This is a genomic window from Clostridium thermosuccinogenes, assembly GCF_002896855.1.
In the GTDB taxonomy this organism is placed as follows: domain Bacteria; phylum Bacillota; class Clostridia; order Acetivibrionales; family DSM-5807; genus Pseudoclostridium; species Pseudoclostridium thermosuccinogenes.
The window spans coordinates 3,841,792-3,863,509 of the sequence record NZ_CP021850.1 but is presented as its reverse complement, the minus strand read 5'-3'; the positions used below and the strand labels follow the sequence as shown (position 1 = coordinate 3,863,509).

At 41.7% G+C, this 21,718-nt stretch carries 16 protein-coding genes; 14 read left to right on the top strand and 2 right to left on the bottom strand.

Translation table 11 applies throughout. The features are described 5' to 3' along the window. Positions 1 to 198: 198 nt before the first annotated feature. A complete protein-coding gene (locus tag CDO33_RS16960; protein WP_103079824.1) occupies positions 199 to 669 on the top strand; it encodes an NfeD family protein in 471 nt (156 codons plus the stop codon). A 3-nt stretch (positions 670 to 672) separates the two neighbouring features. After that, positions 673 to 1,602: an SPFH domain-containing protein gene (locus CDO33_RS16955; protein ID WP_103079823.1), complete on the top strand. Its 930-nt coding sequence runs from the start codon at positions 673 to 675 to the stop codon at positions 1,600 to 1,602. 34 nt (positions 1,603 to 1,636) lie between these two features. Here CDO33_RS16955 and CDO33_RS16950 read toward each other — a convergent pair whose 3' ends face one another. Further along, a complete protein-coding gene (locus CDO33_RS16950) occupies positions 1,637 to 2,575 on the bottom strand; it encodes a radical SAM protein (protein ID WP_103079822.1) in 939 nt (312 codons plus the stop codon). Between the two features lie 38 nt (positions 2,576 to 2,613). Continuing rightward, entirely contained in the window at positions 2,614 to 4,020 is a 1,407-nt protein-coding gene (amrA, locus tag CDO33_RS16945) for an AmmeMemoRadiSam system protein A (protein WP_103079821.1), read from the bottom strand. Positions 4,021 to 4,570: 550 nt separating this feature from the next. On the opposite strand from amrA, the gene CDO33_RS16940 reads away from it, so the two are divergent. The 12 genes from CDO33_RS16940 to CDO33_RS16885 all read left to right on the top strand — a co-directional run bounded on the left by CDO33_RS16940 (position 4,571) and on the right by CDO33_RS16885 (position 21,303). Then, entirely contained in the window at positions 4,571 to 5,242 is a 672-nt protein-coding gene (locus CDO33_RS16940; RefSeq protein ID WP_103079820.1) for a cysteine hydrolase family protein, read from the top strand. Between the two features lie 538 nt (positions 5,243 to 5,780). Beyond that, positions 5,781 to 7,142: an MATE family efflux transporter gene (locus CDO33_RS16935; protein ID WP_103079819.1), complete on the top strand. Its 1,362-nt coding sequence runs from the start codon at positions 5,781 to 5,783 to the stop codon at positions 7,140 to 7,142. A gap of 92 nt (positions 7,143 to 7,234) precedes the next feature. Further along, positions 7,235 to 8,158, top strand: a complete 924-nt coding sequence (locus CDO33_RS16930; RefSeq protein WP_103079818.1) for a transposase — start codon at positions 7,235 to 7,237, stop codon at positions 8,156 to 8,158. Positions 8,159 to 8,583: 425 nt separating this feature from the next. After that, positions 8,584 to 9,282 carry a DNA/RNA nuclease SfsA gene (gene sfsA / locus CDO33_RS16925; protein ID WP_103079817.1) on the top strand — a complete coding sequence of 233 codons (699 nt, stop codon included), beginning with the start codon at positions 8,584 to 8,586 and terminating at the stop codon, positions 9,280 to 9,282. A gap of 132 nt (positions 9,283 to 9,414) precedes the next feature. After that, positions 9,415 to 10,467 carry an inorganic phosphate transporter gene (locus tag CDO33_RS16920; protein WP_103079816.1) on the top strand — a complete coding sequence of 351 codons (1,053 nt, stop codon included), beginning with the start codon at positions 9,415 to 9,417 and terminating at the stop codon, positions 10,465 to 10,467. 65 nt (positions 10,468 to 10,532) lie between these two features. Further along, positions 10,533 to 11,156, top strand: a complete 624-nt coding sequence (locus CDO33_RS16915; RefSeq protein WP_103079815.1) for a DUF47 domain-containing protein — start codon at positions 10,533 to 10,535, stop codon at positions 11,154 to 11,156. A 659-nt stretch (positions 11,157 to 11,815) separates the two neighbouring features. After that, positions 11,816 to 12,046: a small acid-soluble spore protein Tlp gene (tlp, locus tag CDO33_RS16910; protein ID WP_103079814.1), complete on the top strand. Its 231-nt coding sequence runs from the start codon at positions 11,816 to 11,818 to the stop codon at positions 12,044 to 12,046. 358 nt (positions 12,047 to 12,404) lie between these two features. Beyond that, entirely contained in the window at positions 12,405 to 14,744 is a 2,340-nt protein-coding gene (locus tag CDO33_RS16905; RefSeq protein WP_103079813.1) for an AraC family transcriptional regulator, read from the top strand. Positions 14,745 to 14,978: 234 nt separating this feature from the next. After that, positions 14,979 to 16,661 (top strand): extracellular solute-binding protein, encoded by a 1,683-nt coding sequence (locus CDO33_RS16900; protein ID WP_103079812.1) that lies wholly within the window; start codon positions 14,979 to 14,981, stop codon positions 16,659 to 16,661. Positions 16,662 to 16,756: 95 nt separating this feature from the next. Then, positions 16,757 to 17,677: an ABC transporter permease gene (locus CDO33_RS16895; RefSeq protein WP_103079870.1), complete on the top strand. Its 921-nt coding sequence runs from the start codon at positions 16,757 to 16,759 to the stop codon at positions 17,675 to 17,677. A 12-nt stretch (positions 17,678 to 17,689) separates the two neighbouring features. Next, positions 17,690 to 18,580, top strand: a complete 891-nt coding sequence (locus CDO33_RS16890; RefSeq protein ID WP_103079811.1) for a carbohydrate ABC transporter permease — start codon at positions 17,690 to 17,692, stop codon at positions 18,578 to 18,580. Positions 18,581 to 18,663: 83 nt separating this feature from the next. Further along, positions 18,664 to 21,303: a GH116 family glycosyl hydrolase gene (locus CDO33_RS16885; RefSeq protein ID WP_103079810.1), complete on the top strand. Its 2,640-nt coding sequence runs from the start codon at positions 18,664 to 18,666 to the stop codon at positions 21,301 to 21,303. Positions 21,304 to 21,718 lie beyond the last annotated feature (415 nt).

Sequence of the window (21,718 nt, the reverse complement as noted above, 5' to 3'; positions counted from 1 at the left end):
TTTATCACCAAGGCTTGCAACGCAGTAAGTTTTTCGGCCTATGATCCCATCGCACACCCACAGAAGGCTTTGTTGATTTGCCGGAATATTTGCATATTTACACCGATGACTGGTATATCCATTGAAGGAATAACTTTATATTAGTATAATGTATAATAGGTAATAGTGAAGAGGTACCGATAGGTATTAACAGAGGGGGTGTGCTTCCTGAATATTTCTGCCACTTATGTTTGGCTTATTATCGCAATTGTGCTGGGGATTATCGAAGCTGTGACTTTAGGATTAACTACGATATGGTTTGCCGCAGGAGCTCTGATTGCCATGCTCATTTCAATGTTCGAGCTGCCTGTTCCAATACAAATCATAGTTTTTTTTGCATCGTCTTTAATCCTGCTTTTTTTCACCAAACCGATATTAGAAAAGTATGGAAGAATTGGAATCGTTCGCACCAATGCAGATAGACTTATAGGAGAAAAGGGGCTGGTAACCGAAAGGATTGATGTGATTAACGGAACCGGTCAGGTAAAGATTTTCGGACAGATATGGTCTGCAAGATCTGCAGATAACCAGGATATTGAAGCTGGAGAAATGGTGGAAATAAAGAGCATCACAGGTGTTAAGCTGATAGTTGAGAGAGTTGGGAATGATTTGGATTTAAAGGAGGAGTAAGCAATGCCTTGGATTTTTATAATTTTAGCCGTAATTTTAATTCTTCTGGCAATCACAAGCATCAGGATTGTACCTCAGGCCAATGCTTATGTCATTGAGAGGCTGGGGGCTTATCTGACTACCTGGGACGTAGGGCCTCACATTAAGATTCCGTTGATTGACAGGGTTGCAAAGGTTGTGCTGCTGAAAGAGCAGATATGGGATTTTGCGCCTCAGCCGGTTATAACCAAAGATAATGTAACAATACAGATCGATACTGTTATCTATTTCCAGATAACTGACCCTAAAATGTATGCGTATGGGGTGAGCAATCCCATGTCGGCAATAGAAAATCTCACAGCTACCACCTTGAGGAATATTATAGGAGATCTGGAGCTGGATGAAACCTTGACATCGAGGGACACGATCAACTCAAGAATGAGGGCTATATTGGATGAAGCCACGGACCCCTGGGGCATAAAAATCAATCGTGTTGAGCTCAAGAACATCATTCCTCCAAAAGAGATCCAGGATGCTATGGAAAAGCAGATGAAAGCGGAAAGAGAAAGAAGAGAAGCCATTTTAAAGGCGGAGGGTGAAAAGAAATCTGCCATACTGATTGCAGAGGGTAAAAAGGAAGCGGCAATTTTGGAAGCAGAAGCTGAAAAGCAGGCCACCATCCTTAGAGCCGAAGCCAAAAAAGAAGCGGCTATTAGAGAGGCGGAAGGACAGGCGGCAGCTATCCTCAGGATACAGGAGGCTACGGCCCAGGGTCTGAGAATGCTCAACGACTCAAATCCGAACAAAGCCGTCATTGCCATCAAGAGTCTTGAAGCTCTGCAGAAGGTTGCCGAAGGAAAGTCAACCAAGATTATAATTCCCTCAGAGATTCAAGGCCTGGCAGGGTTGGCAACATCTCTGGCGGAGCTTACGGACAAGAAAACTGCGGAGTAATAAGTGGAAGAGGATGGAACCGGCAGGTTTTTGCTCACAAATTGCCTAAAACCACTCTGCTGAGATACCTGCCGGCGACTTCCCCCGCTTTTTTCATAAAATCAATATCGGTGGGAGGACTCATGTGGCGATATCTCGGGAAGTACCTGGTAAGGTGCAGGGGGATATCGCTTTTTATCGTGCTGAGGTATTCCGCTATTTCCTCCACCTCATCCAGGTTGTCATTTTCACCGGTAACCAATAAAGTGGTGACCTCCACATGGCAGGATTTTGCTGCGATTTCAATAGTTTTGAGAACAGGTTTAAGGGTGCCTCCGCAAAGATTCCTGTAATAGGCATTTCTAAAGCTTTTTAAATCGATGTTCATTGCATCGGTATAAGGAAGGAGCATCTTAAGAGGCTCTTCACTGATATATCCGTTGGTCACCAGCACTACGGACGCTTTTGAATCCTTTTCCTTCAGGAGCCTTGCACAGTCATACACATATTCGAACCATATGCTGGGCTCGTTATAGGTAAAGGCTATCCCTATGTTATTTTTTGTCGCCAGGGCGGTCTTAACCAGATCCTCCTTGGGCACAAAGTCGCTGATTGCCGCAAAATCCCTTTCATGTAAGGAACTGTTCAGAGCCTTTTGGGGTTTGCCACTGTTATCCCTGTACTCATTTGCATATACGGGATTAAACTGGGAGATGCCATGGTTCTGGCAGAAACTGCAAGTGAAGTTGCAGCCGAAGCTTCCCACCGACAGAATATGAGTACCGGGCCTGAAATAGTAAAGAGGCTTTTTTTCTATGGGGTCCAGGGCTGCTGAAGTTATCTCTCCGTAGTTTATGGTAAAAAGCTCACCTTTTTGATGCACCCTCACGTTGCATTTCCCAAAATGACCGTCCTCCATCACGCAATTGTGGGGACAGAGATAGCAGTGAACCTTGTCCTTGATTTTTTCATAAAACATGGCCTGGGTTTTCATGGCATCAATCCTCGCATAACAAGTTTTGAGTTTATCAATTAATCTTCTTTGTGCCGTATCACTTTAAATCTCTGTATCGAATACTCTTCATTGGGTCTGATGCCTGCCTTCCTGCAAGCAATGGACAGCTGTTCATCGATTGTATTTACACCCTCCAGGTCTGGTAGTAAAAGCCCGGTTTTTCCATTGGATTTTACGATTACGCCGTATTCCTTGGGATTCAGGTCTTCTTTGGAGGCGGGCTCGGGCTCGGTCAGAATGTCCACCGAAAAATCTATATCCGGAAGCTCTTCCTTTTCTACCTCATCAAATCTGGGGTCATTGAGCCCTGCTTCCAGAGCGTTTCGGATGATTTCCTCCGCGATGCTACCTGTGGTAGGAAATATGGTTCCAATACATCCCCTCAATTCTCCGAACTTTTTAAGAGATACAAAAACTCCCCTTCGGCTGTTTTTCATTTCATCCGTTACATAGTCGGGCAACTCCTTGATTTTCTTCCCTTCGGTTAGATATTTAGTTAAGCTCTCCCGGGCAAGCTTCACGTAGGGGTCTGTCTGTCGTTGCTTTTTCTCATAGGCAGCCTTCTTAATCGCTTCCAGTTGTCCCAGCATGGAGGTGCTGTGGGAAAGGACATTAAACTTCATGACACCATAACCGACTCCGAAGGTTCCTTCGTAGCTGTATAAACTTCCATTAAACTTTTTACCGTCCAGTGCTCCGAGCAAAATAGCAACCGACCGCCTTCCGCATTCGCCGGCATTAATCACCGTCTCTTTATCCATGCCGAATACGCCGGCCACATCGCCTCGCTCCAGATTATGAAGGAATTCGGTATCGAATTTCGTACCGAAGGGGCTGTAATCGTAGGGTCCGTCTTCCCGCAACCTGTGGGATAAATCTCCGCTGGCGATAAGGACGGCGGTTTCCTCTGATTCATCCACTGCTCTGTTGATTATGATTCCGAATTTATATAAGTCCATATCGCTTAACGGGGCATAGGTGACGTGTATGAATTTGTAATCCTTATAGTACTGGTTTATGAAATACAGCGGAACCATGGCCCCGTGGTCGAGATAAAGGGAAGCCTTGTAATTTTTCAGCAGTGAGTTGGTCACCAATACGGAAGGGATGTCCTCTTTCGAAGCCAGTTCATAAATCCTTCGGGTGAGGGACTTATTTATCACAAGCTTCATTGAGACATCGGGGGCTCTGAAGTTTTTCATGCTTCCTGCGATTTCATCCTCATAGCTTAAGGCAATTACATCCTGAAACATTGTGCCATGGGGAGTAATCAGGATAATGGTGCCCGGAGCTTTCTGAGAAATATCTTTTCCTATGGCATGAAAACTGTCCATCGTTTTTTGAATCTTTTTTTCTTCTCCCTTTCCCACTTCAGGCAAAACAATAGGGGGATGGGGGAGTAAATAAAAGCCTTGCAGACTCATAAAAGCTCACCTCTGCTATCAATATCTGCTTACATTATATTATAGTTTTGCCTGTTTGCAAAAATAAATAAGAACTATAAACGCAATGCAAATATGTGTGTTTGTGGGCTATATTGCTTAACTACAAAAATTCGTATTGAATCATCTAATTGAGCGGGTGGTGGATGTTGGGATGGGGTTCAAAGCCATATATTGCTAAGAATAGAATTTGCCTGTATACTCCTTATGAAAAAGTATTCCCATCCGTTTAAATGTCTGCCAACTTGGGGAAATGATTATAATAAATCATCTGCATAATGGGTCAAATAAGTAATAACAGGTTATTTAAAGCATAATAGGTTAATTAGCGGTATATCCGTCGATACCTTTTAACCTGCATGAGATCCGATAGTTTTGATGAAAGATATTTTGACAGGCAGGGAAGATTAAAAAATGATATACTGATAATATCAGGGGCAGAAGCATCTTTTGAAGTCATGAAGGAAAGACTGTGACCGGTATCGAAGGCCATTGAAAAGGTCGATTAATAATAAGGAAAGGGGAGTATCACATGAAACTCACAAATAAAAATGATTTTCTGAATAGGAGCGTCAAAACTCTCGGAGAAATTCATGATATGCTGGCAAAGCTCCCTACAGTGGAGTTGAGGGATTTACAGGCCAATCAGGCTGCTCTTGTGATAGTTGACATGATAAACGGCTTTGTCAGAGAAGGCGCATTGAAAAGCCCCAGAATCGAGGAGCTCATCCCTGAAATTGTAGAACTGTCCAAGATGTGCGATAAATTGGGGATTGCCAAAATCGCCTTTGCCGACTGCCATACAGAGATTTCCCCGGAATTTGATTCCTATCCGCCTCACTGCATGACGGGAACCCATGAGAGCGAAATTGTGGATGAGATTAAGGAAGTAGGGGGGTATACGCTGATACCTAAAAATTCTACCAATGGTTTTCTGGAAGAAGGATTTCAAAAATGGCTTTCGGAAAACCGCCATATAAACACTTTCATAATTACCGGTGATTGTACGGACATTTGCGTACAGCAGTTTTCGATAACGCTGAAGACCTGGTTTAACAAGCAGAATATGAAATCCAGGATTATTGTCCCGGTGAATGCCGTTGAAACCTATGATTTAGGAGTACATGATGCCGATCTGGTGAACGTGATGGCGTTATATAATATGATGATTAACGGTGTGGAGGTAGTCAAATCCATCGTATAAACTTGCTGGTGCTGGATTTTAAGTGTTTGTGCCCATTGCCGACAGGAGCAGCAATCTGCTCCTGTTTTGTGCGTAAAGCCCTTTTTTGATTTTCTATTTTTCTTAGTTATTATTATAAACATGGGAAGCCTTGTTTTACCTGAAATGCAGCAAATTAGTTCACAAATGAATTTATTTCATGGTTATAGCGAGGGACACAATCATTAGAAAGCTTGCTTTAGCCGAGATGCGGCAAGTTGGATCGCAAAAGAAACTTGTTTTCTTTCGTGTTATAGCGTGGGAGTCAATTGCCAAAAGGCTTGTATTTACTGAAAGGTGGTAATCGACTCATGGATGAATTCTATTTTTGCTTTCTGGGTACAAAGCTTCTGACCGTGTTTTTAAGAGCGTTCCAACAAATCTATTATTGATTCCTGAGGATTTTATTAGTATAATTTATAAGGTCAATTTGCTCGAGGCTAATCGTTTAAATTTAGGACAAGCAATGATGTAAAATTAAATTTCTAAAAAAATCACTAAAATCACAGGAGATATTAGCATGACAAAATTAATGAAGTTATTTGCTCCAAGGGACATGACAGAGGGAGCGCCCTGGAAACGTATCGTTGAATTTGCAGTACCAATGTTGATTGGTAATGTCGCTCAACAGCTTTATAATACTGCAGATTCCATTGTTGTCGGCAAATATGTGGGCGACAATGCTCTGGCTGCGGTAGGCAGCGCATTTCCCATATTGAATCTTTTGCTTGTGCTCTTTGTAGGTATTGCTACAGGGGCGGGCATCATGGTTTCCCAGTATTTCGGGGCGAAAGACAGGGAAAAGCTCTCCCGCACTATTGGTGTAAGCATTACACTGACAGCAGTTGCATCGATAATAATCATGATAATAGGACCGCTTGCAACCCGCCCGATGCTTGAGCTTCTTAATACGCCGGAATCCATCATCGGTTGGTGTGAGGAGTATCTTATTATCTTTTTTGTCGGCGTTGCAGGCTTCTTTTACTATAATATTCTGTCAGGTGTTCTGCGCGGATTGGGGGATTCCTTGTCGGCACTGGTATTTCTGCTGATTTCGACAGCTCTCAATGTGGGGCTGGATATCTGGTTCGTAGCGGGATTCAATATGGGGGTAGCCGGTGTGGCGCTGGCAACCGTGTTGGCCCAGGGTATATCATCAGTTTTGTGCGCAATTAAGTTGATGAGGATGAAGGATATCTTTGATTTTAATTTAAAAATGATGAAACCAGAGAAGGAATACTCTGTTAAGCTTTTAAAACTAGGGATGCCGTCAGGTTTGACCCAGGCTATATTCTCCCTGGCGATGGTTGCAGTGCAGTCCTTGACCAACAGCTTTGGGGAGATGGTCATCGCATGCAACGTAATTGTCATGCGTGTGGATGGATTTGCTATGATGCCTAATTTCACTTTCGGAAGCGCGATGACGACCTATGCCGGGCAAAACATTGGAGCGGGCTTGATGGACAGGGTGAAAAAGGGTACTCGGGACGGTGTGAAGATAGCTGTAGGAGTATCAGCTGCCATAACGGTTATCATTCTGCTCTTTGGTAGGTATCTCATGAGCATTTTTACCGACACGGCTGAATTGGTGGACTTAAGCATGCACATGATGAGGATACTCGCAGTCGGTTATATTGCAATGGCTGTGACACAGAGCCTAGCTGGCGTAATGCGTGGCTTGGGCGACACTATGACACCCATGTGGATTTCCCTTATTACCACCATCGTGTTGCGCGTACCGGTTGCTTATGGCATTGCTTACTTTACACGAAGTGAAGCTTATCCTACCGGCAGGCCGGAATCCACCTTTATTTCTCTTTTGGTGGCCTGGACCTTCGGAGCGATCATCACCGCAATATTCTTTAAGAAGAAATACAAATAGGGGACGCTCCTTCGCATAGAACATTTGTTCTTTACAATTAATGTATTATATGGTATGATATAACCACAAATGATATCCAGAGGTGGTTTATCATGCCAAGAGCAGCCAGGAAAAAGTCAGAAGAATCCATGTATCATGTGATGTCCAGGAGCATCAGCGAAGTGGATCTTTTCCAGTGTGATGAGGACAAGGATTATTATTTGTCGCTGCTGAAGCGCTATAAAGAAAAGTACCACTGCAAGATATATTGCTATGCCCTGATGAGCAACCACGTTCACATTTACATCAACCCCTGCGGCTTTGATATTTCCATGTTCATGCGCTGTCTGAACAATGCTTACGTTGCTTATTTCAACAGGAAGTATGGCCGCCATGGACACCTTTTTCAGGGGCGTTTTGCCAGTACGATAGTAGACAATGATACTTACAGCCTTACCCTGTCGGCCTATATCCACAACAATCCTAAGGATTTGCCCGGGTTTGCCGGCAGGGAGGAATATTACCGCTATTCGTCCTATGGTATTTACACAGGATGCCGGAAGGACACCGACGGTATAGTGGATACGGAATTTATACTTAGTCACTTCGGAAGGGATGGGAAGACTGCGCGGCAGAAGTACAAGGCGTTTACACAATCCATGAAAGAAACAGGCATAATGAAGGAAGTAGACGACAGCATAGTAAAAGCCTACACTGAAAATGTGTATAGCAGCGAAAAACAGTACATAGTGAGGAACAGAGTTCCAGAGGAATTAATCTATAAGATGGGCCACTTATTAGGAAGGAAAGTATTTGAAGAACTAAGGGCGAAATATAGCAGGGAAGCAAGTAAAATCAGGGCATTCACGACATATGTAATGAGATCGATATGTGGGTATACATATAAAAGTCTATGTGAATATATAGGCAACATGTCGCTGTCCGGGATATCAAGGCTTACCAATGAAGGGTTCAGGCTTACAAAAGAGGACATGCGATACAGAAATATTTTCAATTCTTTAATTCATATGGGCTAGGGACATGCCTTGGCATGTGAAATGGCTTTTACGTAGCCTCAAAAGAAAGAATAGAAGAAAATCACAGAAGTTACAAGTAATTGCATAGCAGTAATATTGAAAGCTTGTAGAAACACTCTTCATATGTCTTGTATAAAGAGCTAGGTTATTTTGCTACTTCTGAATTGACGTGTAATTCATAGGGTCAAAATAAGGAATTAAATAAAATCAAAATTCTTAACAAATCATAATCTTAATCAAAATCGCTAGTTATATCCTGAATTAGTTCGGTGTTTGAGTATTTGCTTTCATAAATTTTATGCTTTGGACGATAAAGATAATGAGTTCCCCCGAATTAGGGGAAATAGCATATTATCCAAAGTTGCTACTGCAAATTTAAGCAAACTATAATGCGAAATTTTTAAATTAAAAAAAGGAGCGTCCCCATGAAAATTGAAGGAGATTTAGTGGAGGCAAGGTTTGTAAAACGGTTAAACCGCTTTGTGGCGGTTGTTGAAATTGACGGAGAGCAGCAGTTTACCCATGTTCCCAATACCGGAAGGCTGAGGGAATTGCTGACAGAAGGGGCAACGGTGATGGTAAGGAAATATGATAATCCCAACCGTTCAACCAAGTTTGGTTTGATTCTGGTCAAAAAAGGCGAAATATGGGTATCCATCGATTCGGCCAATGTTCCCAACAGGATAGCATATGAACTGCTCAAGCAGAAGAAATTTGATAAATTTACCGATTACAATGAAATTCGCCGCGAAGTGACAATAGGCGGCAGCCGCCTGGATTTCGGGCTGTTCTCGGGAAGTTATGAGTACTACATAGAAGTTAAGGGCGTCACTCTGGTAGAGGACAGGCAGGCATATTTCCCTGATGCTCCTACCACAAGGGGAACCAGGCATATTGAAGATTTAATCCATATAAAACAGGAGGGAAACGGAGCTGGAGTAATTTTCATCATTCAAAGGGAAGATGTCGATGTTATGAGACCCAATGACAGAACAGACAGGGATTTTGGGGATGCCTTGAGAAAAGCCCGACAAGCCGGTGTGGACTTGGATGCCTACGCATGCAAAATAGATATTGCAGAAAGAAGGATAGACATTTTGCGTCAAATTCCGGTAATACTATGAACAGATATATGCGGACGACATAATCTTAAAAAAGAATTGTATATTTCCCGAAAAAATGCTATGATAATTACGTTTGGGAAAATACTCACTGGACAAGGAAAGTGAGAGTATTAGTGGAAATGGAGGTACTTGATGACTCTTTCATTAGTCGATTTTTTAAATCAATTTATAACTAATCCGGCATTGATGGTGATAACTACCTTAACTCTAGCCGTTGTTTTTGTAAATGGCTGGACAGATGCCCCCAATGCTATTGCTACCTGTATTTCCACCCGTTCAATGAGTCCACGCATGGCTATCCTAATGGCAGCCTTTTTCAATTTTTTTGGTGTTTTTGTCATGACTGTAATCAATGCGACAGTAGCACAGACAATTTACAAGATGGTGGACTTCGGAGGAGATCCCCACGAAGCTCTCGTAGCTCTATGTGCAGCTCTTTTTGCTATTGTTATTTGGGCTACCGCAGCTTGGTGGTTTGGTATCCCGACCAGCGAAAGTCACGCGCTGATTGCGGGAGTCTCCGGTGCCGCTATTGCCCTCCAGAGGGGTATAGGCGGAATCAATCCCAATGAATGGGTGAAAGTATTATACGGGTTGGTGCTTTCCACAGTAATGGGCTTTGGAATGGGCGTACTCGTGGTAAAAGTAATAGAACTGATTTTCAGAGGCTTTGACAGAAGAAAAACCCGTGTGTTTTTTAAGAATGCTCAGATTTTGGGCGGTGCAGGCATGGCATTCATGCACGGCGCTCAGGATGGGCAAAAATTCATGGGAATATTCATGCTGAGCGTATTTTTGGCTCAGGGACAAGCAGAGGCAACGGAATTTACAATCCCAATCTGGCTGATTATCCTTTGCTCTGTGGTAATGGCTTTGGGAACTTCCATAGGAGGTTACCGAATCATAAAATCAGTAGGAATGGATATGGTAAAGTTAGAGACTTACCAAGGTTTTTCCGCCGATATGGCAGGAGTTATTTCTCTGTTCACAGCATCGGTTTTGGGTTTACCGGTAAGCACAACCCATACCAAGACTACTGCCATCATGGGTGTAGGCGCTGCAAAGCGTGTGTCGTCCGTAAACTGGGGAGTGGTAAAGGAAATGGTGCTCGCCTGGGTGTTGACCTTCCCAGGATGCGGGCTGATAGGTTTTCTGATGGCGTTGTTGTTTATGAGAATATTTTAACCTGTAGGAGTTAAACTTAAAATTCATCTCATAATAATATCATTAGTTAAGAGAGGAAAGGAATTATGGCTCATAAAAAGGATGTAAATTATTTCAATACCTTTGTGGAATTAGCGGGGTATTCCTGCAAGGCTGCAAACTTATTAAATGAAATTATGAACAACTTCCAAGCACAAGATTTGGAAGCCAAAATGAAAGAGATGCATGCTATAGAGCATGATGGAGACTTGGCAAGGCATGCTATGGTGAAAAAGCTGGCCAGGGAATTCATCACTCCTATTGAGAGAGAAGACATAATGGCAATGGCGGATCAAATTGATGATGTTACTGACACCATAGAAGATGTGCTGATGCGTATGTACATGTTTAATATTAAAAGCGTCCGGCAGCATGCGCTAAAGATGACGGAAATTATCGTGAAATGCTGCAACGCGTTGAAGCTTGCATTGGACGAATTTCATAATTTCCGCAAATCTCAGAAACTGCATCAACTGATAGTTGAGATCAATTTCCTTGAGGAAGAAGGGGATAAGCTGTTTACAGAAGCGACAAGGGATCTGTATGTAAGCTGCAAGGACCCTCTGGAAGTAATAGCATGGGATCAGCTGTTCCACTATCTGGAAAGGTGCTGCGACGCGTGTGAGGAAGTTTCCAATGTTATAGAAAGCGTTATTATGAAGAATTCATAAGAAAATTTGACAGTTGAGACTATTATGCAGATAAACCTGTTTTCTGGTTTTGTGCCGGAGTACAGGTTTTTAATGTATAGGTGGCATTTTTATCTTTAAATATTGCTTGTTAATTTTTTATGACAAGGCAGCTGCATGACCTGCTCCACATAATGCTTTGGTATGAACATCTAAAAATTGATGTAATTATATAGGTTAGGTGTATCTTTTTTTAAATTGTAAAAATTACTCTTTTGAAATTACTCATCTAAAGAAGCAAAATGTTTTATGAACTAAAATAATTATTTATTAGAATAATAACCAAATCAAAAATAATAATTTCGTTGCTTATATGAGGGCTAAATAAAGCTCTCATGAAATTCATCCCCTTCTACTAGCAATAAAACTATTCTCTTTCAGTTTACTAAAAATATATCGGGGCATAATAAAAAGGCACAAACTAACCAGCAGGCAGTAAAGATTTGCAGGCGCCGCGCCAGTAGCGGAAGGTGACTAATATAAACATAATGCCTGTCAAGTCTTTACGCCCCCTAAAACATGTTTTGGATGAATATCCGCTTATAGCATTCTTTAAGTACATTACTCCTGGAAATTGATATCAGCCGGGGTCATCCTGAATTATATAAAAGCACAACCAGTTAAAAAAGGAGATGCGGCACATGAAAAATAAGCCCAAACCGGATGACAGAAGGGACAATGTGGACAGGATCCAGTTCAATATCAACAAGACTATTGAGAATATTGAGCTGGCAGAGGATATGATCGCAAAAACCGATGACCAAAAGATGAAGAAAACGCTGGAAGAAAAGAATAAAAGAAGAAGAGATGCCTTAAATGCCATGAGGGCAGAAATAAGGGATGAAGCGCTGGATAAGCGCAAACATAAATAGAATAAAGCGTAAGAAAAGGTTTTGGATCGACGGGTCGGAAGTTTGGTAAAGCTGAATTTCCGGCCTTTCTTATTATCCGGAAGCCTGAAAATAATCATATGATTTAAAGAATTGCTCATATTCCACGAATGTATTTTATATGATATAATTTTTATACAAGCAAAGGGCGATGTTTTTTGCTTGGAAACTTCTAAACATTATTCAAGTTTATATAGTGAAGTTTTACAAAGTGGTGTTAAGCTTTACTGCAAAGGTAAGGGTAAAACTGCACTCCGTTTATTTGCCATAAACTGGTCCTGGATTTAAATTAATTCATCTAAATACCAGCTTTTACTATTTAGCTATTTAGGAGATTGAAATGAGCATGATCATTAAATATCTTAAAGAGAAAAGAAGACTGTTTTTTTCATGGCTGTATTCATATCTGCTAATTATACTCATATCATTGCTTATAAGTTCTGTGGCGTATATTCAGTCTATAAACGTGATAAAAACAGAAATCGATGAATCGTATCTCGCGATGCTGAAGCAGCTTCGGCAAACTGTGGATGCAAAGCTCAGCGATATTGAAAAAATCAAGACAACAATCATGCTGGACAAAAATATAAACTCACAAAGCGGTAACCCGATATATCATCTCTCTTTGTATTATGGCATTAACACCATTAAAGCCTGTGAGATTGCAAACAGCCATATATCAGACATATTTATCTACTATCCCAACAGGAATATAGTAGCGTCGGGAAATGGCACCTGTGAAGCCGATGAATATTTCAACATATACTATCCCGGCAAGATTAAGGATATGCAGGAATGGAAAAACTTCTTGAAGGGTAAGCATGTCAAGGAGTTCTGTCCCATGTCATCGATAAATATCGATAAGCCGGATATGGGAGGCATTGTCTTTCTTCAATCTATTACCTATGACACCCGGCAAAAGGATTATGCCGTACTGGGGATAGTCTTGAGCAGCACATTTTTAGAGAATTCGCTGAGCAGCTTCAACGGTATACCGGAGAGCAATTCCATTATAATAAACGGCAGCAATGAGATTGTGGCTGCTTTAAAGAAGGATATCGATTTCGATGTCTCAGACCTTATCGTTGAAAATAATTATGGTATTAAGCCTTTCAGAAGCAACAGCTTGGAGGCTGAACTGGTGTATATCAAATCCGATGTTGTGGATTGGAGGTATATAACCATCATACCTCGCTCGGTATTCTCAGGGAAGGCCAAGGATGTAATCAATATAATACTGTTGTGTACTACAGTATGCATAGCTGGTGGGATTATTGCAGCTTTTCTGTTTGCGAGAAAGAATTATAACCCCATCGACAATCTGCTTCAGCTTTTTTCAAAGTCAGGCAAGCTTAAGTTTGATAATAAGCTAAATGAGCTTAAAATAATAGAAGATTCCATGCTTGATATAATAAACGAAAACAGAAGTATTGCATCAACTCTGGAAAAGCAGAAACCGATCCTCAAAAACGACTTTTTAAACAAGCTTGTAAAAGGCTATATTATGAACCGTATATCTCTGGATGATATATGTATGAGCTATGGCATTGAGTTCAAAGGTGAAAACTTTGTTCTTATATTGTTTTATCTGGAGGAGCTGGGGTGTGTATACTCTCCTGAAGAGGATGACAATGAGGAAAATGCCATAGAGCTGGCCAATTTTATCATTAGCAACATAATGGAGGAGTTGATCAGCAAGGAATATAACAGCTCATTTTTCGAAGTGGATCAGGCTGTCGCATGCCTTGTAAATCCTGCAAAATCAAGTGACAGGTCGGTAGATGTCCTGGATGAAATCAAAAACATTATCATCTCCGGAAAAGAATTTATAATGGACAAGTTCCACATCATTTTTACAGCTTCGGTCAGCAACATCCATCCGCTGGATGAAATACCGAACGCATACAGGGAGTGCCTTGAGGCGGCGGAGTACAAGCTTATCGTAGGAAGCAACAATATAATTCTTTTCAGGGATATTCATGCATATGAAAACAGAAGCTTTTCCAACGCATATCCTATAGAAATACAGCAGCAATTTATTAATTCTATCAGGGCTAACGATTTTATACAGGCAAAACAGGTCATGGACCAGATTTTCAAACGCAACATTTTAAATTCCAATATTTCGCTGGATATGGCCAGGTGTCTGTTGTTTGCCATTATCAATACCATGGTGAACGCTATTGATGACATTTATACCGAAGTTGACAGCAGCTTCCTTGAAAACCTCAACCCCATGCAGAGGCTGATTCAATGTAAAACCGTGTTTGAAATGCAGAAGCAGATGGAGTTCATACTTGGGGAGATAGAGAGCTACAACCACGCAAAGAAAAAGACAACCTGTTCAAGTAAAATCAAAGATATAAATGCATATATCGAATCCCATTATTTTGACCACAACTTGAGTGTAGCTTCTATTGCATCGGAATTTGACCTAAACCCTGTGTATCTTTCCAGATTCTATAAGGAACATACCGGGGATGGGATTTTGAATACCATTAATAAAATCCGCCTTGAAAAGGCAAAAGTCTTTTTGAAGGATTTTGACCTTAAAATCAAAGACATATCGGAAATGGTAGGCTTCCTGAACAGTACCATCTTTATTCGTACCTTTAAAAAGTATGAAGGCATAACCCCGGGAAAATATCGGGAGTTATTGGATGCTCAGAATAATAGTTAAATTTAGTCGATGCATTAAAAAAGTGATTATTGACTGTTCCAATCATCCGGTTCCAATAATGTGTTAACTGCTGGGAATGCTTTGATACCTAAGGCTGAAAGCAAAAGGTATATTATAGATGATTCTGTTTCAAAATGATGATTTACAAGCACATTCCACCGTCCATATAATCTTGACTGGGTACCCGAAATCAGCAAAAAAAGAATCATCTATATTCTTAAAGGAGGTAGTACAATGAAGCGTCAGTCCAAATATATTTGCTTTATATTAGCACTGTTAATGATCCTTTCTTTTACAGCCTGTGGTAATGATAAAGAAGGAACAGCGGCAGACAAAACCGGTACAACTGCCAGTGACACCACTAATGAAACAACTGCCGGATCCAGCGAAGATTCCCCTTTTGCTAAATTTAAAGGAGTGAAATTGACTTACTGGCATCCCTTCAGCTCATCTTATATTAAATCATTGGATGAAAACATAGTAATGCAGGAAATGGAAAAGATAACCGGAATCAAGGTAGAATTCATAACACCGCCTGCCGGACAGGAAGATGAGGCGTTTAACCTTATGATAGCCTCCGGTGACTATCCCGACCTGATAAACAGCAGGGCATACAGAGGGGGAGGTATTAAAGCGGTAGAAGACGGTGTGTATTTGAAACTGAATGATCTTATCGCGCAGTATGCTCCGAACTACACAGCGGTTATGGAGATAAATCCTGATATAGCAAGACAGGTAAAGGAAGACGACGGAACCATATGGAGCTTCAAATCAATTCAGATAGCTGAGGAGCCATCCTGGGCAGGTCCCGTTATAAGGAAGGACTATCTTGATAAACTGGGTTTGCAGATGCCTGAGACAATTGAAGAATGGCATACAGTACTGACGGCTTTCAAGGAGAAGGGAAATGTTGAGACACCGATGCTGCTTCCGTTAGGAAGGTTTTATGCCTGCGATGCTTTTGCGGGAACATATGGCGCCTCCACCGGTGAGTTCCTGAATAAGGACGGCACAGTGGTTTACGGACCGATTGAGCCGGGATTTAAGGATTTTCTTACATTGATGCATCAGTGGTATGAGGAAGGACTTATTGACAAGGATTTTGTTACAAGAGATGATAAGAGCCTTGACGCCCAGATTACTTCAGGAAAGGCTGGGGCATGCGCCGTTACCTTCTATGGAAGCTTCAGCTCCTATGATATGGCAGGAAAGGCCACAGACCCCAATTTCAACCTTGTGCCGGCTCCCTATCCGGTATTGAATAAAGGAGACGATGTTTCGAAAGCTCTGCATATTGGAAATAAGAACTGGTATTCCAAAGGCTGCGACCTGGCCATCAGCACAAAGTGCCAGAATGTCGAAGCGGCAGTTAAGTGGATAGATTACCGTTATTCAGCTGAAGGATTCATGCTTTTCAACTATGGCGTTGAAGGTGTTACATATAATTGGGTGGAAGGCCCGCTGGACCCCAAGTATGGTTCTGCCTTCTTCCATCCTGAGCTTCAGGAAAAGATTAAGACAATGCATCCGGAATATACGGATTTGATGGTAAATAATCCTGACGGAGTCGATACCAATACTGCTGCCGACAAGTATAAAGGACCTTATGTAGCCCAACTGAGGAATCCGTTGTCATTTGCATTGTCCGACGCGGTATATGAAGCTATGGATGTTTGGAGCAAACCCGGCAAGGACTATATACTGCCTCCTCTTTCGGTAACCAGTGAAGAAGCACAGGTGGAAGGTGACTACATGTCGCAAATTACCACTTACAAAGATGAAATGATGATGAAATTCATTATAGGAGCAGAACCCTTAAGCAATTTTGAAAAATATGTGGAACAAATCAAGAAGCTGAATATAGATAAGGTTATTAAAGCCAGACAGGATCAGCTGAACAGATACTTGAACAGATAGGACCGATTAGAGTTCCTGACAACTAGTAATATGGGGAGGTGAAAATCCTCCTCATATATTAATTTTTTGTGGAAGGATGATCCCTTTTGAAGGATATGACAAAGCCTCGAAAAGGTAATTACATTTTGTTGGATATAAAAAGAAATAAATACATATACATCATGCTGCTGGTAGTTGTAGCATGGTATGTGATCTTTTGCTATGTGCCCATGTATGGAGCGATTATTGCTTTCAAGGATTATTCCATAGGCAAGGGTATTTTTAACAGCCCATGGGTTGGTTTCAAACACTTTGTTTCATTCTTTAGCGACATAAACTTCATGCGTGTTGTAAGAAACACTTTCCTGATCAACATATACGATATTTTGTGGGGGTTCCCGGCTCCGATTATTATGGCATTGCTTTTAAATGAAGTCAGAAATCAATATTTCAAAAAGACTATACAGACTTTGTCTTATTTGCCTTACTTTATCTCGATGGTTGTGGTGTGTGGCATTATTGTTGATTTCACGTCCACAAACGGAATTATTAACCAGCTGCTTTCCAATTTCGGCTTTGAAAAGGTAAATCTGCTGAGTAAAAGCGAATTTTTCAGGACAGTATATATCAGCAGTGGAATATGGCAGAATGTGGGTTGGGGTAGCATTATATATTTGGCAGCTCTTACAAATATTAGTCCAGAGCTGTATGAATCAGCTGTAATAGATGGTGCAGGAAGGTGGAAACAGCTGATCCACATTACTTTACCAGGTATTGCTTCTACTATAATAGTGCTGTTGATACTCAGAATGGGTTCAATAATGAGCGTAGGGTTTGAGAAAATCATACTGCTTTATAATCCGCTCACTTACGAAACCGCCGATGTAATCGCGTCCTATGTGTACAGGAAGGGTTTGTTAAATGCGGATTACAGCTATAGCACGGCAATCGGACTCATGAATTCCGTCATCAACTTCCTTTTTCTCGTGGTATCTAACTGGCTTTCAAGAAGATATACCGAAAGCAGCTTATGGTGAGGGGTGGTTTTTATGGTAACCAGGTATACATTTTCAGAAAGAATATTTAGTATAGTAAATGCAATTTTTTTATCCCTGCTTGCCCTGGTATGTGTATATCCTCTGATGTATGTGGTTTTTGCTTCCTTCAGCGATCCAAGGCTGTTGATGCAGCATGAGGGGCTACTGCTTTTGCCCAAGGGATTCACATTAAAAGGGTATGATCTGGTTTTGAAAAATCCCAATATAAAAGTTGGATTTCTGAATACGGTTTATTATGTTATAGCCGGAACGGCTGTCAGCATGCTTCTGACTTGCTTCGGTGCATATGCTCTGTCCAGGAAGCGAGTTTTCTTTGCAAAATATGTACTGGTTTTTATTACGATAACGATGTTTTTTAGCGGAGGTCTTATCCCTTTTTATTTGACGGTCAAAAACCTGGGGTTATTTAATACCCGGTGGGCCATCATTATTCCCAGTGCCATAAGCACATGGAATCTGATTGTTATGCGGACCTCCTTCATGGAGATCCCCGAAAGTTTTGAAGAATCGGCAAAGATAGATGGAGCCAATGATTTCACCATACTGTTCAGAATTATCATACCATTGTCAAAAGCTATAATGGCAGTAATGATTCTTTTCTATTCAGTAGGTATGTGGAATTCCTGGTTTAATGCATCCATATTCTTAAGTGACAGGAGGTATTATCCTATTCAGTTGATCCTCCGGGAGATACTTATTACAAATGACAAGGGGGATATGCTCCAGGTATTGAATGGCATCACAGCCCAGACAGAGGATTTGTATCGCCAGCTGGTGCAGTATACGACCATCGTTATAGCCACTGTGCCGGTTTTATTCATATACCCGTTTCTCCAGAAATATTTTGTGAAGGGAATAATGGTAGGTTCTCTGAAAGGATGATATACTTAAATGTATGTGCAGCTTGAGTTTATGAAAGACACGCGCTTTTAAAGATTGTTGACGATCAAAGGGGGTAACAGGCTATGCCGACGATTATAGATAAAAAAATCCAACAGCATGGTATGGCGCTTGGCGGGATAGGGACCGGCACCGTGGAAATCAATCAGAACGGAACCTTGACAGACTGGCATATTTTTAATCTTGGTAAATGGGCAAGCGCAGATCCAAAGAGGCAAATGCAAAATCTATATGATTATGAAAAGAATGTGATGCCTTTCTATATCAGGACAAAACAGGGGAATGATCTGCCCAAGGTCAGGAAGCTATCCCATGATGTGGATGGTGGGGAATTCCGCTCCATGATGTATTCATGGCACAAGGAGGTTTCAGAAATTCATTATGATCCTTCCTTTCCTGTTTGCAAGCTTAAATATATCGATGACAGCCTGCCTGTCAATATTTGCTCCGAATTTACATCGCCTTTTGTGCCTCTGGATTCAAGAATAAGCGGAACGCCAGGTTTCTTTGCATCTTTTTTTGTGGAAAACATATCTAATCAGGACGTGGAGGTCTCACTGCTCGGTAAGCTTAAAAACCCTGTTAACAGAGGATTGATGAACCGCCAGTTGAGAAACATTCTTCAAAAAGACGGTGACCGTATTGTCTTGCATATGAAAAGCGATAGCCTTGAGCCGCATCCGCAAAACGGCAGCATTTGCTTTTCCGTAAGCGGTGAAAATACAAGGACCAGTTTTATTCAAAGCGATTTCTCGCTCTTCTTTGCCAACTATGTTCTGTACACTGATTTTGGAACTACGGAGGAATCTTACCTCTTCGACTTCCGGGATAAGGGAGTGCTGCCCGACCTGGGCGTCGAGACGCTGCCCCAATGGATTTTAAATTTATCCGCTGAAGAAATAGAGCTTCTGGGGGATAGAGAAGTGGACAGTGTAATGGAGCAGCTTCTTAAGATGGCAAGTGTAAACCGTCCCTTCCGGCGTATAACTGAAATTGACGGAGATATATTTTCCTGCCGTAAAGGAAAAATCGCGTTTATACTCTCAGTTATAAAAAAAATGAAGTCATTGGCGATAGATGAGAAAGGGCAGGAAGCATGGGGAGATGCTGCCCTGTGCTCCAGTTTTGTACTGAGTCCCGGGGAGAGGAAGAAGGTGCAGTTCATTGTTTCCTGGTACTTTCCTCATCATATAAGCGATGCCGGCCGCTTTGTAGGGCATATGTACTCCAATTGGTTTAAGGATGCCAGGGAAGTAAATGATTTTATGTATGCTCATTCCCAGGAAATTTTAAGCAAGGTGGGAGCCTTCTCCAGCGTGTTGGGGCATACGGATGTTGATGCTTCTTTTGTAAACAGCTGGAGAAACCAATTAAATACGCTGCTAAAGTGCTCATGGTGGTCCAAAGAGGGTGATTTTGCCCTTTGGGAGGGCTACGGGAGCTGTGGCTTTCATACAACGGACATCACCTATCAGGGTTCCTTTGGAATATTGGCGCTGTTTCCGGATTTACAGCTGAGACAAATGAAGATGGGTGCCAGATTTCAAAGAGAAGACGGAAGGGTTCATCACTTTTTCACCCCCGATTTTTACTCTGTAGATAATGGCTTTGACAGGGTGGACATGAATCCGCAGTTTGTCCTGCTGGTGTGCCGCGATTATTTATGGACAGGAAATAAGGATTATCTGAAAAAAATGTGGAGTCATGTGGTAAAGGCCATGGAAAGCATAGAAAAGCTGGACGGAAACAACGACGGACTTCCCGACAGAGAAACCAAAAGGAATACTTATGATGCATGGTCTTTCAGAGGCACTTCTTCATATATATCCAGCTTGTGGCTGGCAGCGGTGCTGGCAGCTTCACGCATGGCCGAAGATTTGGGCGAACAGCATCTAAAGCAAAAATGGCAGGCCATACTGGAAAAAGGCAAGGAAAGCTTTAAAGCAAAGCTATGGAATAATGAATATTTCAGCTTGTGGGTGGATGAGGAAGCAAGGGATGAATGCTGTATGACGGATCAGATTGACGGACAGTGGTATGCACAGCTCCTGGGATTGGGAAATTTCATACCGGAAGAGCTTCTTTTGGGCGCCTTAGAAGCTGTTATCAAATATAATTACCATCCGGAGACGGGACTTATAAATGCCGCCTATCCGAAGCATACCAAGCCGACTCTGCACACGTACCGAAATGTCCAGGCGGAGAGCAACTGGTCGGGAATTGAGTTCGCTTTTGCTTCAGCCTTGCTGGAGAATGGAATGGTCAAAGAGGCGACGGAAATCACGAGGAACGTTGACCGGAGATATTTCAAAGCGGGAAGGATGTTCAACCATGAAGAATGCGGCAATTACTATTACAGGGCAATGTCAAGCTGGTCCCTCCTGCTATCCATAACGGGGTTCAGGCTTGATGTCCCCAGAGGTATCCTTGAGTTTATTCCACCGGTGGAAAGCATAACAGGGCCGTGGTTTTCGCCTTCCGGGTTTGGTTACTATCGGAAGAACCAAAAGGAATTTGTGCTGGTATGCACATATGGCAGCATCAGCTTCAGCAAACTTATTATCAATATCGAAAAAGATGTCGGCCAGGTATTCGCAGGCGACAGAGCAGTGAGCTTTAAGGTGGAGGAAGAACCAAAATGCACCATAATAGATTTTGGCAAAAAAATTGAGATTACGCCTGACACAGTGCTGAGAATAATATGATGGTTTTCGTAAATTAAATTCAGTCCATTGGCATTTTGAGTACATTATTGGGTTAATGAACGAGACCAGCTTAAGGCATGTGACCAGAGCACAAAGTTCAGAAAAATAAAGGTGAAGAAATATTATACAAGAGATGAAGAAATACTATGTAAAAGATGATGAAACGCTATGCAAAAGGTGAAGAAACACTGTGCAAAAGATGAGGAAATGCTATGTTAAAAGGTAAAGAAACACTATACAAAAAATGAGGAAATGCTACGCAAAAGATGAAGAAATAATATACAAAAGATGAGGAAGTGCTATGCAAAAGATGAAGAAACACTGTACAAAAGATAAAGGAAATGCTATGTAAAAGATGAGGGAATGCTGTAAAAGTGAAGATGCTATACAAAAGATGGAACGAAGGCGGCTGTGA

Coding starts and splice junctions, on each gene's coding strand:
- CDO33_RS16940 (WP_103079820.1), top strand. CDS start 4,571: ATGAAACTCACAAATAAAAATGATTTTCTGAATAGGAGCGTCAAAACT.
- CDO33_RS16885 (WP_103079810.1), top strand. CDS start 18,664: ATGCCGACGATTATAGATAAAAAAATCCAACAGCATGGTATGGCGCTT.
- sfsA (WP_103079817.1), top strand. CDS start 8,584: ATGAAAATTGAAGGAGATTTAGTGGAGGCAAGGTTTGTAAAACGGTTA.
- CDO33_RS16950 (WP_103079822.1), bottom strand. CDS start 2,575: ATGAAAACCCAGGCCATGTTTTATGAAAAAATCAAGGACAAGGTTCAC.
- amrA (WP_103079821.1), bottom strand. CDS start 4,020: ATGAGTCTGCAAGGCTTTTATTTACTCCCCCATCCCCCTATTGTTTTG.
- CDO33_RS16890 (WP_103079811.1), top strand. CDS start 17,690: ATGGTAACCAGGTATACATTTTCAGAAAGAATATTTAGTATAGTAAAT.
- CDO33_RS16930 (WP_103079818.1), top strand. CDS start 7,235: ATGCCAAGAGCAGCCAGGAAAAAGTCAGAAGAATCCATGTATCATGTG.
- CDO33_RS16935 (WP_103079819.1), top strand. CDS start 5,781: ATGACAAAATTAATGAAGTTATTTGCTCCAAGGGACATGACAGAGGGA.
- CDO33_RS16920 (WP_103079816.1), top strand. CDS start 9,415: ATGACTCTTTCATTAGTCGATTTTTTAAATCAATTTATAACTAATCCG.
- CDO33_RS16915 (WP_103079815.1), top strand. CDS start 10,533: ATGGCTCATAAAAAGGATGTAAATTATTTCAATACCTTTGTGGAATTA.
- CDO33_RS16900 (WP_103079812.1), top strand. CDS start 14,979: ATGAAGCGTCAGTCCAAATATATTTGCTTTATATTAGCACTGTTAATG.
- CDO33_RS16895 (WP_103079870.1), top strand. CDS start 16,757: ATGACAAAGCCTCGAAAAGGTAATTACATTTTGTTGGATATAAAAAGA.
- tlp (WP_103079814.1), top strand. CDS start 11,816: ATGAAAAATAAGCCCAAACCGGATGACAGAAGGGACAATGTGGACAGG.
- CDO33_RS16955 (WP_103079823.1), top strand. CDS start 673: ATGCCTTGGATTTTTATAATTTTAGCCGTAATTTTAATTCTTCTGGCA.
- CDO33_RS16905 (WP_103079813.1), top strand. CDS start 12,405: ATGAGCATGATCATTAAATATCTTAAAGAGAAAAGAAGACTGTTTTTT.